Consider the following 12,684-nt stretch of genomic DNA (forward strand, 5'->3'; position numbering starts at 1 on the left):
TTCTTTTCGTCTGACATACATGTCAGTTCAGGAAAACCCTGAACTTCAGGAAGAACGACCTTCCCGGCTTCTGTAGTTTGTAATGGTCGTATACCAGCCTGTCAAAGAGATTGTCACAACTTACCGACAGATTGTATTTTCCATTCTCCAGAGAATAAGTCACTCCCGCATTGACCACATGCTGAGCCGGAATCTGCGCCTTACTTTCCCTCGAGCCATATGCCTCCCATGTCAGGAAATACCAGTGCACCCACTGGTAAGAAGTCTCCAGACGCAGGCTGCTGTTTTTCCGGCAGACATCATGAAACGTATAGTTCACCTCTGCCGCTCCAAACAGCCACGGACGGTTGGGCACCCGGTTCAGATAAGTGGCAGAAGGCTTTCCGTCATCCTTATATTTACGCTGGTCGCGTGCATCCTGCCAGCTGACATTGGCCATGCACTGCAGGTTTCGCTTCCAGCTATAGCGCACTTCGCCTTCCACTCCCTTGATATGCACCGCAGGCACATTCTGATACTGCATCATGCCCTCCTTTTCTGCCACCACAGCCTGAATATAATCGTCTACAAAACGCATGAAACCGTTCACTTCATAATACAGCACATGCCCCACTCCGGGATGCCAGGTACCAAACACCCCCAGATTCACATTGTTACTCCTTTCCGGATTCAGTGCCGTGTTGGCATATATCGTAGAACCGTTGCCCAGCAACTCACGCGCCAAAGGCAGACGCACGCTATGCTCGAAAGAAGCCTTCAAGGCAAAAGGCTCCCCAAACGACACACGCGTTCCCGCACCATAGCCCCAGTAATTTCCGGTACTTTCTCCCTTCACCTTATCCGAGCCGGTCTGCCAGTACAAGTCCGTCTGCCGGATATTCAGGTGGTTCACGTAATCCTTGACAAAAAACGTATTCTCCATCTTGTCCTGCCACAGCTGCTGATGATAGGAAAGACCGATAATGTGCTTGCACACCACATCGTTGGAGGGTTCAAAGCTGCTGTCCACCTCGTCATACCGGTCATTCCCTGTCCTGTTTACCAGGTAGTTTAAATTAATCGCATGGTGCGGGTTGAAGCGATAGTCCCAGTTGGAACGGAACATCGTGGCGGGGCGCTTGTAATGGCGCAACGACCTTTCGCGCCCGGTAATTTCATTTCTGGAGCTTTCTATGTAATCTCCATTCCAGTCGTACACCCGGTATGCCGTATCTACCGTCAGCGAATAGTCCCACGTGTGCGAAAGCATGCTGTGCATCTGCAATCCCTTCAGCAGAAAATCCTTCTTGCGATACTGTGCCGACACATTATAAGCACTTCCGTTGCGCTCGGCCATGCCATACACCTTTGTCTGAATAGAACCCGTCTGCAACTCCTTGTCCACCTTCGAATACGAAGCCGTCACAAAAAAATCATCCGCCCAGGGCTTTCCGGTCACCCCGACCTCCACCTGAGCCAGCAGCGAAAAGTAATCATCGTGAAAACGCTTGCGGCTGGACGGCACATACTTTCTCACACTTTCGTCCCACACCTCTACCCCTTTCATCGTGTAGTCATTCTTCGAGTAATTGACCCCGACGGTGGGACGCACGATTACCCCACTCCGGGGAAATACAATCTGTGCGTTCAGGTCGGCCTTGTGTGTATGGAAAGAGCCTATCCCGTAAGACATATCCAGGTAATTCTTCTTTTCTTTCTTCGTTACGATATTGATGGCACCGCCCAGTGCATCGGAGCCCAAATAAGCCGGAACCACCCCTTTGTACATCTCTATGTGGTCGATGATATTGACCGGCAGATTGGCCAGCGACACCTCGGAACCTTTCGTTTCCAGCGGCACCCCGTCGATGAAATAACGGACCGAATTGCCCGACATCCCGTTGATGGACAAGTCATAATCCGACCCGACGCCTCCTTCCTGACGCACCTTGACACCCGACGTACGGTTCACCAGCTCATTCAGGTTGCTCAAAGAGTTTACAACCGGCTTCACATCCAGCGCATTGACGGCAAACGCCCCTTCACGCAACTTCTGCGATTTGCTCTTGGCATAGACTTCCACATCCTTCAAGGCCACCGTCTCCTCCTGCAAAATGAAGTCCACCTTCTTTTTCCCGGTCAGCTTCACAGACTTTTTCTGGCTTTCATACCCAATGAAAGAAGCGACCACGGTATACGTCCCTTCCGGGAGCTCAAGCCTGTAACTCCCGTTATCCTTCGAATAAGTACCATAAGATGTGCCCTCGATGGCCAGCGAAGCCTGTGCCACAGGATGGCCGTCGGAAGATGTGATTTTTCCGGAAAGGATGGCAAGTTCCTGTGCAAGTGCGTCAGAAAAGCCGAAAACGGCTAGAAAGAAAATAAAAACAAACGTCAGGTGTTTCATAATACCTCAAATCTTCATATCCTCATGCTATGCCCGCGAAAAAACATACAAATACAAAGAGAAGAGGATTCTGTATATCCAGAAAGGGTAAAGAGAAGTCCAGCTCGTTGTTTTCATACTTTATTTCCCGAAAGCATAAAAAACCATTTAAGATACTGGCAGGTCTTCTGACTTGTTTCTTCCCAGGAGCCTTCCCATCTTTCTGAAAGACAGTGGCATGCAGATTTCCTGAAAATCATGCGAAACTTACAGCAGCGGGTCTGTTCAGGACTTTCACCTGATTCCCTTTTCATCACGCTTTACCAAGCTGTGAACCAATATCGCCACAAAGGTAGAAAATATTTTCTTATATGCCACACGACGGCAGATTTTTCATTTTCACGGAAAAAGGTAGTATCTTAGCGACCACAAAAGAAATGAAACGTTATATTGACCCTATATGGAACTATCTCACCCCGAAATTCAGTTTGTATCATTAGGTCCCGGCGACCCTGAACTTATCACCTTAAAAGGACTGAAGGCCTTACAGAATGCATCGTACATATACTGCCCTGCCACCCTCACTCCTGCAGGCACACAAACGTCGTACGCGGCAAACACCTTACTGGCGTTGGGAATAGACCAGAAGAAAATCAGGACATTTGCGCTCCCGATGAGCAAAAACAGAGAAGCGGCCCTGAAAGTCTACCACAACCTGGCAAACGAGATAGAAGACGGTTGCCACAAGCACCAGCAGATAGCCGTGGCGGCCGAGGGTGATGCCGGTTTTTACGCTTCCGTGCAGTACCTGTACGAACTTCTCAAGAACAAGGGGCTGCCAGTAAAACGAATCGCGGGTATTCCGGCGTTTATTGCCGCAGGGCCCGTGGCAGGCATTCACCTGGCCAAGCAGGAAGAAAGGTTGCTGGTGGTGCCCGGAATCATTACGGCCGAGGAGCTGGCCGAGAAGATAGATGCCGGCTATGTCATCGTCATCATGAAACTGCCGCTTTGCGCAGAGGCCGTGCTTCAGTACCTCCACTCGAACCCGGACGCCGAATTCCATTACTTTGAGAATATCAGCCGGACTAATGAATTCTATACCTCAAATCCGGCAATTATCAAAGAAAAGAAGTTTCCTTACTTTTCGCTGATGGTGATATGCCGGAAGCAGTGAGACAATATTTCGATGTGCCCTATGCTGAAACAAGCAAAAGATATGCTGTATGTCCGCACACGTATCTTCAAAACCGATGTAGACACACAGCATGATGAATTAATCATAACATATTATTCCAGTTGAAAGATACGGACTCCGGTAATACCGTAAGCGACATAGATAAATCCATCCTCACCCTTTTTTACATAGTTAGCAGAACCACGATTATCTACAAACGAGGAAACATAAGCCAAATCTTCCTTATTCAGGACTGTTATTCCATAACCATTCGCTACGTAAACATAATTACCGTCGAGATCAATACCATTCACCTGCTTGACATTATAATAAGCCACTTCATCACCCGTATTAATGTCGAACGACCGTAAACCATTCTCTCCCATACAAACATATATATACTTTTCATTACACATAATGACATTCTTGCCGTCTGCAGGGGTAATAGCACCTGCATTGAAACTCAATATCGGCGTATCAAGCATATCCTCCTGCCATCCATTCCGGGCATAATAAACATTGACCGTACCCAGACTCATGTTATTCAAGGTTATCACTTTTTCACCATTTGTATAAACATACTTCGCTTCCGAAGCAGAAATAGAGAATTGCTTCTTTGCAGAATTAGGAAGCAACAAATCAAAACCACCATCTTCAGCACCAGAAGCAGTTATCAAGGTATTTCCCACTAACTCTACACAATTACCAGAAACTCCAGTGAGAGTTACCAACTGCTCTTCTTTATTATCAGCAAACATGCCATACTGCAAATGAATCTTCGACAATATTGCTCCCCAATGGCAATCACCGCCAGCAGTAAACAGCCAATCGTTATAAAAATAAGTATGATTATATTTTACGTCAGTATTCATACGGCTCTGCAACACCTTCCTATCAGTAATATTAATGACATCAATGCCCCCACCAAAAATCTCGGAATTATTCTTAGGGTTGATATGCCAAGATACATATGCTAAATTTCCATTGAATGCAACACTCGTGGCAGAATAATAATCGGCCGGAGGAGATAACCTTGCAATCTCTTTCAAATTTACACTACCAACTTCCTCAGAAGAACCGATGCCGAGGTTACATCCGTTCGCTTTGATACGAGTGTCACCATTCACAATCACGCCGTTTGTATTCGATGTATCCAAAGTAATCGGGTCAGAGTACCACCATCTATTCCCTTGCCTGATTTCAGCGGAATGAAGATCAATACATCCAGACATAAACTGCGACAGCCGAGCCGTTTCAGAAAATATACCAGCCGCCTCTATGACAGCATAGTCCTTCTTCGGGCCACTTATCTTAGTATGACCTCCATCTGTTAAAAATAGATTTTCCATTACCTGAATCAGGGCACCATCAGAAACATCTATCGAACCTTGGTTAGTTTCCATATTACGAACGTTCAAATAATCTGTTACACGCAAAAATCCTGCAGAAGGAAATTTGAGGTCCTTCTCTATAGTGGTACAACCATTCAGCTCTACAAAACCTCCTTGTACATAAACCTCTTCAGATACGGCCAAATCTGAATTAAACACAGCTTTTCCACCGTTCACCAGCATATTGCCATCTATAACGGTCGGCCTGTCAGTCTGAAAACTTCCTTCTATCCAAAACGAACAGTCCCACATTCCCCCTTGAGGATTGACATAAAAACTTTCAGCCCGGTCTGAATTATACACATTCAAGGCCGCATCAGGCGCAATACGGATACCACTTCCTTTATAATACGTCGTAAAAGTACCCCAGGTATTAATGGTCACACCGTCCTTTACAAGTGCAATAGCATGATTGTTGGAATCTGAAGCATATTTCAAACTTCCTGTTGGAAGAATATGAATAATGACATCATTTCCGATTAGCCACCAAGCCGTCACTTCCAGGACACCGGCTACATAAATGGTAACCTTATCGGCAGAATTACCCGAAATGGAACCGGTAAATGTCTCTCCTTCATTCACGTAATAACTATTTTCCTTACTCAAGGTAACCCCGTTGTTATAGTTAGTAGGCGCACTGGCCAGTTGAACCGCCTTGTCGGGAATTGACGGAGCAGGAACACCCGCACGTGTCAAGGCTAGTGCTGGAATTGTTTCATTATCTAGAAAAGCAAGTCGTTTAGTAAGCATTGCAGCATCTGTCTGTAATGTAATACTGGCAGTGTCTGCATATTTCTTACGATTGTTCCAAGCCTCCTCACGGAAATCTGAGCAAGATGTCATAGCAAAGACTGACACAAGCCCCAGCAACCAGACCCGACTTTGTAAATTCATTCTTTTCATGTGCTTTCTTCAAGTGTTTCAGTTAATAATTATTTTTATAATTTATACGTGATACATGAAGTTTCCACTTGTCCCTTTACATCGAAAACAATGCCTTCAGGAACCAGGAATCGTTCATATTCAAATTTTTGATACTGCCGATGAGCTACTGCCAACAAAATGGCCTCGAATGAGGCATCTTCTACCCCATCCAGATTATTGATTATCTGGATACCATATACATCTGCAACTTCCTCTGGATTAGCCCAAGGGTCATACACGGTGATATACGAAGTAAATCTTTTTAGAGTATTATAAACATCAATCACCCTGGTATTCCGAATATCAGGGCAGTTTTCCTTGAAAGAAAATCCTAACAACAGAATTCTACTGGTAGAAATACAATGAGTTGTACAGCACAGCTTGTTAATCAACTGATGGGCGACATAGCTCCCCATAGAATCATTGATTTTCCGGGCTTCTGCCATAAGACGAGGAGAAACCCCATGCAGTTGAGCTTTTTGAATGAGATAATAAGGGTCGACACCTATGCAGTGCCCACCCACCAGTCCAGGTCTGAATGGCAAGAAATTCCATTTGGTAGCAGCGGCATCTATTACCGCATTAGTATCTATGCCTAACGCATTCAAAATTTTTGCCACTTCATTCATGAAAGCAATATTAATGTCACGCTGCGCATTTTCCAGCACCTTCGCGGCTTCAGCCACTTTAATAGACTTAGCCAGATAAGTGCCATTTTTCAGAACCGAAGCATACAGACAGTCTATCATCGCCGCAGCCTCTGGAGTAGATCCTGAGGTTATCTTACGGATATTCTCTACTATGTGCTCTTTGTCACCCGGATTAATACGTTCCGGTGAATAACCAACATAAAAATGCCGATTAATCACCAGCCCAGATACATCTTGAAGTATAGGCACACAAATATCTTCTGTCACACCTGGATAAACGGTAGACTCATATACCACAATATTTCCCTCCTGAAGATACTTACCGACCAATGCACTAGCAGATTTCAGAGGTGAAAGATCTGGCTGCATATAAATATCCACAGGAGTCGGCACAGTAATAATGTACACATTGCAGTTTTTTAACTTCTTTTCTTCCGATGTACATACCAGTCTTGTTTCCAGGCATTCACGAATAACTGCTGAATCTATTTCATTCGTGCGGTCTTTACACGCATTCAGTTCATCCACTCTTGCCGGATTGCGGTCATAACCGACAGTATGATACTTCCTTGCAAACAAACAAGCCAAGGGAAAGCCTACGTATCCCAATCCGATAATTCCAATCTTTAAATCTTTCATATTCTATAATAAACTAATTTCCTTCAATGCGTGCATATACTGAAGTTTTGGAAGGATTCCAAGGATCCTTGTAAGACGAGAAGAAAAAAAACTCCATCGTATGCGCTATCAATCGAGTTATACGCATAAAATACCCTGCGTAGAACGTATGTAACGGCAAATAAAAAAACAATTTGAATTCTTCAGAAGGACGCTCGCTGATGAACATTGCTACTCCAAAGGAGATGACCGCCATAACGTATCTAATCATCCATCCTATCAAAAAAATATCCCAAAGCATATCCGTATACACAACCCCCAGATGGATGATATAAAACAACCATAAGTAATTCAATACACAATCAAACAAAATATTCTCCATATTTGAAATAAAGTTCAGAAAAGAGAAATTTCGCCTGATGAGAAGCATATTAATATGCTTGCGGATACGGAACCGGACTAAAGACTTAGACCAGCGAAGCCGCTGCTTAAACAAAATATGCCATTTCGACGGCACATTCGTCATACAGATTGCATCATGTGCAAAATGGACTTTAAACCCAGCTTTACGAAGCTTTTGAGTAATATCTCCATCCAGTCCCGGACCAATATCCCAGCAGCCCACCTGCTTAATCGCTTTAACATCAAATGCGCCGAAAGCCCCGGATATGATATGGTAAATTCCCAGAAAATTCGAAACCATGCGTCCAACCTGTATGGTATTAAGATATTCTAAAGCTTGCATGGACGTACATACCGTTTCATCAGAGTTACGTACCTTTACACAACCACCTACCCCTTTGATACGGTTATCCATATAAAAAGGAATCAAGATCTTTTCGAGGGCATCTCGGTCAAGTGACGAATCGGCATCTAAATGAACAATATATTTTCCTCTAGCATGATATACCCCATAATTAGCAGCGCTTGCTTTCCCACCACGTTCGTTCAGGCGGAAATACTTATCAATATATCCGTTTCTCTCCAAATCCTTACATATAAATGGAGTATCATCATCTGAACCGTCATCAATAATAATAATCTCAAAATTCCGATAAGTTTGTTCACGTAAGGAACGAACTAACTTAAAGATATGCTTTCCCTCATTCTTCCCGGGAGCCAATACCGTAATTAACGGATTGTCCGTATATAGTAACATCCGGGCTACGGTAAGTTTTCTCTTCTGCTTCCAATAAGTAATCCCTCCATAAAAAGCAACAACCAACTCCAACAAAAAATAACGAGGAACCTCTATTACAAACATGAACCAAAACATACAAAACAACGCAGGTAAGGTTACTCTAAAAGAAAAACATTCAAATATGGCCTGATAAAATTGATTAATGATTTCCATTTTATTAATCTATATCAATAGCTGGTGCAACAATTTGAAAATCCTTCACAAACCGTTCGTCAAAATCACTCTTCAAAACGCTGAAGATTTCATATTGAATATTTACATATTCTAGTTTAAGTGTCATAATTTCGCTTTGTAACTTGGCAAACTGTTCATGTACGAAAGCATTCTGCAACTTCTCATCATCAGCAGACACCACTTGTGCTATATAAATCATTCTTCCATCTGTGGCTACCTTAAAATTTTTGAACCGCATATACACATATTGCAGAATAATATGATCTGGACGAACAGAAAGAACCATACCGTTTTTTCCCATCATCCATAATCTGCCTAAAACAAAATAATCCTCATCCGAATGGCTAATCCCGGCCAGCATCCTCAAAGAGTCTGCAAAATTTTCATACGACGAGATTCCCACCTCAATATCTTTCTGTAGGGTGAGATAAGCTTCATTCGAAGCGAATGCATGAACTCCCTTTGAAGTAAATTCAAATTCATAAATATCATACGGCACCAACTGAACAGTACTAAAAGTCTCTTTGCACCTGGTACAGATGGCTTTCATATCTGGTGTTGTAAAATGGTGGGTGCAACTGTTGCAGATATAAATGTCGGTAGGACGGTCATAGTCCACACCAATATGCCGCAAATATTTACCACACTTAGGACATTTCAACATACCGTCTGTCATGTAGGTAGTCTCCGGAGAGACATTGGCACAACGAAAATGATGAATCACTGCCTGACTCTGAATATCCGACGTCTTACAATTGGGACATACCTCTACGAAAAGAATGTGCGAATGCTGGCATTTCGGACATAAATATACCTTATTCAGAAAACGAGTCTGCCGTATGTAACCAAGTTCTATCAGTTTAAGCTGAAAAAGCTTACGCAAAGTAATGTCAATAATCCCAGCACGCTCCAATATTTCAATAAATGGAGTTACATATCCGGAGGTTGATCCTACGGAAAGCAGTGGAGTCATTTTGAATTGTTTACGGGCAATGACAAAACGAAAAGAGTGAATAAGAGCAGATTCTTTAGTATCTATTAGAACAGTCTGATGTACAATACCCATTTCCTGAATGTTCTGATAGATTTTCTCAATCTTATTCGTTACCCCAGGCGATGTAGGTGAATCGGCATATCCATCTATAACTTCTGCTAATATTCCCAGCTTAGTACGTAATTTATCCGTTACGAAGATAGGTTTCAGACCAGCACTTTTCTCCATCAAAGGGTGAATCGAAAAAACAGAGTGATAGTTCTGAAACATTTGTTTAAAAAAAGATTCTACATATATTGCTTCGTAATCTTCCAAACGCAGTTTTTTTTTCTGCTCATCAGAAAGAATCCCATTAACCACCAATATTTTTCTTCCCTTATCATTGGTAACAATTTTCCATGTGGCAATCATTATAGCTTTCTACTTTTAATATATATTCATCGTAATATATGGATGTTAATCATCTTCGAATTTCTTTTCACATCAGGTTTCCGGATTCTCACCGTAACAGGAGTACCTTCCGACAAGCACCAAAAAGGAATATACTGCCCTTTTTTCAGCCTGAAAATAGTCTGATTCACCATAATTTTCCGTGTAAAATTACTTTGCAGATTAGGAGGCAATTTGACTGCCTCAGCACCTTGTACAGCCACATAAGCTTCCAAGGATATTTCATTACTTACCACAAGTTCTGCTGAAGTGCCACGGGTACAATATTTCACATCCTCAAATGGTACGTAGGCCGATATGTATATATTAGACAAATTCGCGTCCAAAGGCTGCATATAGATAATATCTTCAGAGCGAAAAATCCGGGATCTCCTCGCCGCCGACAAACTTGTTACCACAGCAGAATCGGAAGCAACATAAAAATGCACCACACCGCTATTGAAATCTTTTTTTCGCAGATGAGTAAGATACTGCATTTGAATATTGGGATTTTCAATACTACTTTTTTCCAATGCCATATTTACATCCTGAAGTTGCTTTCTTAATAATTCAAGCACATTTTCCTGCGCCCGCAAATCTGCCTCTACCTCTAGCAACTGTCGTTCCAAATCTAACTTGTACATATTAGTACTAATTCCTAACTGTATGTTATAGACTTCCTCCGCAATATCTTCCTTCAGCTTCGCGATTTTAGACTTCTTGACCCTTATTCCATTACTAGCCTCCTCAAAATCAAGCATTGTCTTACGATAGTTAATCAGTACATCAACTTCCCTGTTTACATTTTCCTGTTCCAAAAGATAATCCAAATACATATAAGAAAACACAGTATCACCTGGAACGACAACATCTCCAATTTCCTTATTCATATCGAATACAATCAAATCTCCAACTGCCCTTATTTTTTGCACATTCACATGCACATTACCAGGAAATTCCAAATAATATTGTTTGTATCCAATGTAATAAACAAGGCCAGCAACAAACAATAAGAAAAGCGATATAAAAATAACTTGCTGTTTGGCAATTCTCTGTTTCTGCTTCTTTCTAATATATTCAATTTCAGCCTGTCGTTCAGGCGCTTTGTATACAAAATTTTTCATGACAATGAATCAACTAGATTGTATGTAATTTATAAACGAGCTTATTTTTTCATCATGCAAATATCTCTGTAAATCAATCAATATGACATTTCTCTGGTATTTCAATTGAACAATAGTTTCCAAACAAGCGATATATCTGTTATACTCCCGAATACGGTCCGGACGACTATACTCACCATAGAGATTCCTAAACGCCTCCGAACGGCTCAGCAATAACTTCCGCATCTCCTGAATTCGCTGATGTTCATATACCATTTTCTTATTTAATTGACTAAGTTCCTGTACTAAACGAGAGACCTCTTCTTGAAAAAAGTGATAAGACAGATCTCTTTTAGCAATCAGTATCTGCTGGTCGGCGACTAAGGCTTTCCGAGATTTACTCTGCTCAAAAGATAAAGGCATGCGGAAATTCACTCCCATATCAATAGAGCCTTGACGCCTGTTATCAATCATACCATAAACTCCAAAACGAATAAAAGGAGCCAAGGTAACACTATTCCAAAATGAAGTTTGTTTTATTTGGGTGCCAATCCGTTTAAAACCCAAATCAAGTTTTACCAACTCATAGTTCTTTGACCTAATTGCTTCCAAAAAAAGATTTGTATTCAGAGCCACAGTATCTATCACCTGATAAGCCAGACCACTTAAAGACTGAAATGAATTACTATCAACGGACTGTAGCTGCCCTATCGAAAAGAATTCTCCCATAATTTCCAGTAATTTATCTGTGCCAGACTGTTGATTCTCGAACAAGACCGCTTCTGTCTGCTCCAGCAGCAAGAGATTCTGCAAGCGCAAGGATCTCAAAAGAGCCAAAGCTTGCTGATACCGCTGTACATTTTCTGTAGTAAGTCTTTCTATATAACTGTTCTGCATGTTGATTTTAGCATCTGCCAGTGTCATTTCAGCATCAAGTTTATGAGCGGCAATCTTTGATTTTCCCCACAAAAGCCCACAATTTATCAAGTCCCAGCTCAGATCAGTCTGGAACCGAACTTTAACCATGGAAAAATCACCATCATCATCAATAAGCTGATAAAGCCGATATGGCACGATACGGTTATAGTAATTATTCGACCATTGAAGACCTGTTTGATTCCTTATCACCAAAATATTTGCACGAGTTTTCCGATTAACAGCACCTTCAAATGCAGCATAACACTCTGAAAGGGAATTAAAATCGGTAGTGAAATCCTGCAAAGGCACACAAGGGTCTGCAAACTGTTGCTTAAGCAAAGAATCTAAAAATTCAAACTGCTTGTCATATACAGAGAGCAACCCTGCTTTATCAACTTTCTGTGCATACGATGCCAAAATCGAAATCCATAACAATATCCCACACACAAATCTCTTACATTTCATAAATTCCCGTTTTCAATTCTCTAACACACTAATAATTTTTATTCCGAATATGCTATATAATTGGCATAACAGACCTGCTTTTAGCCTTAAACCAAGGCTAAAAGCAATTAGGTATCTAAAACATGACACATACAATTATTTCACCACAAATCAGTTCGAACCATATTCAAATCTAAGTCAATGCTTACATTCTATACATACATCTCTCTTTAAGAGATGAATATCTACTTATATAGTCTAGATTATCAGATTTTTACAACAAAAAAAATATAAAT

At 41.8% G+C, this 12,684-nt stretch carries 8 protein-coding genes and 1 riboswitch; of the genes, 1 reads left to right on the plus strand and 7 read right to left on the minus strand.

Annotation, left to right across the window (positions count from 1 at the left end):
* Positions 1-22: 22 nt before the first annotated feature.
* Positions 23-2,386, minus strand: a complete 2,364-nt coding sequence (locus tag ACMJ0U_RS10880) for a TonB-dependent receptor domain-containing protein (RefSeq protein ID WP_417129939.1) — start codon at positions 2,384-2,386, stop codon at positions 23-25.
* A 139-nt stretch (positions 2,387-2,525) separates the two neighbouring features.
* Positions 2,526-2,720: riboswitch (cobalamin riboswitch) on the minus strand.
* A gap of 105 nt (positions 2,721-2,825) precedes the next feature.
* Here ACMJ0U_RS10880 and ACMJ0U_RS10885 point away from each other — a divergent pair.
* The gene (locus ACMJ0U_RS10885) at positions 2,826-3,542 is read left to right on the plus strand and encodes a precorrin-2 C(20)-methyltransferase (RefSeq protein ID WP_417129940.1); all 717 of its coding nucleotides are present in this window, start codon (positions 2,826-2,828) and stop codon (positions 3,540-3,542) included.
* A 113-nt stretch (positions 3,543-3,655) separates the two neighbouring features.
* On the opposite strand, the gene ACMJ0U_RS10890 is transcribed toward ACMJ0U_RS10885, so the two are convergent.
* From ACMJ0U_RS10890 to ACMJ0U_RS10915, 6 genes are all read right to left on the minus strand, one after another.
* Entirely contained in the window at positions 3,656-5,827 is a 2,172-nt protein-coding gene (locus ACMJ0U_RS10890; RefSeq protein ID WP_417129941.1) for a hypothetical protein, read from the minus strand.
* A gap of 44 nt (positions 5,828-5,871) precedes the next feature.
* A complete protein-coding gene (locus ACMJ0U_RS10895; protein WP_417129942.1) occupies positions 5,872-7,146 on the minus strand; it encodes a nucleotide sugar dehydrogenase in 1,275 nt (424 codons plus the stop codon).
* A gap of 13 nt (positions 7,147-7,159) precedes the next feature.
* The gene (locus tag ACMJ0U_RS10900; RefSeq protein WP_417129943.1) at positions 7,160-8,479 is read right to left on the minus strand and encodes a glycosyltransferase family 2 protein; all 1,320 of its coding nucleotides are present in this window, start codon (positions 8,477-8,479) and stop codon (positions 7,160-7,162) included.
* Between the two features lie 4 nt (positions 8,480-8,483).
* Positions 8,484-9,764, minus strand: coding sequence for a hypothetical protein (locus ACMJ0U_RS10905; protein ID WP_417129944.1), 1,281 nt, complete (start codon positions 9,762-9,764; stop codon positions 8,484-8,486).
* Positions 9,765-9,931: 167 nt separating this feature from the next.
* Positions 9,932-11,047 (minus strand): hypothetical protein, encoded by a 1,116-nt coding sequence (locus ACMJ0U_RS10910; RefSeq protein WP_417129945.1) that lies wholly within the window; start codon positions 11,045-11,047, stop codon positions 9,932-9,934.
* Between the two features lie 9 nt (positions 11,048-11,056).
* Positions 11,057-12,409, minus strand: a complete 1,353-nt coding sequence (locus ACMJ0U_RS10915) for a hypothetical protein (RefSeq protein ID WP_417129946.1) — start codon at positions 12,407-12,409, stop codon at positions 11,057-11,059.
* Positions 12,410-12,684 lie beyond the last annotated feature (275 nt).

The sequence above is a fragment of the Phocaeicola sp. genome, assembly GCF_048170425.1.
Taxonomy (GTDB): domain Bacteria; phylum Bacteroidota; class Bacteroidia; order Bacteroidales; family Bacteroidaceae; genus Phocaeicola.

Bases quoted from the DNA above. Each gene is read 5' to 3' on its own strand.
- ACMJ0U_RS10905 (WP_417129944.1), bottom strand. From the start codon at position 9,764: ATGTTTCAGAACTATCACTCTGTTTTTTCGATTCACCCTTTGATGGAG.
- ACMJ0U_RS10885 (WP_417129940.1), top strand. From the start codon at position 2,826: ATGGAACTATCTCACCCCGAAATTCAGTTTGTATCATTAGGTCCCGGC.
- ACMJ0U_RS10890 (WP_417129941.1), bottom strand. From the start codon at position 5,827: ATGAATTTACAAAGTCGGGTCTGGTTGCTGGGGCTTGTGTCAGTCTTT.
- ACMJ0U_RS10915 (WP_417129946.1), bottom strand. From the start codon at position 12,409: ATGAAATGTAAGAGATTTGTGTGTGGGATATTGTTATGGATTTCGATT.
- ACMJ0U_RS10880 (WP_417129939.1), bottom strand. From the start codon at position 2,386: ATGAAACACCTGACGTTTGTTTTTATTTTCTTTCTAGCCGTTTTCGGC.
- ACMJ0U_RS10910 (WP_417129945.1), bottom strand. From the start codon at position 11,047: ATGAAAAATTTTGTATACAAAGCGCCTGAACGACAGGCTGAAATTGAA.
- ACMJ0U_RS10900 (WP_417129943.1), bottom strand. From the start codon at position 8,479: ATGGAAATCATTAATCAATTTTATCAGGCCATATTTGAATGTTTTTCT.
- ACMJ0U_RS10895 (WP_417129942.1), bottom strand. From the start codon at position 7,146: ATGAAAGATTTAAAGATTGGAATTATCGGATTGGGATACGTAGGCTTT.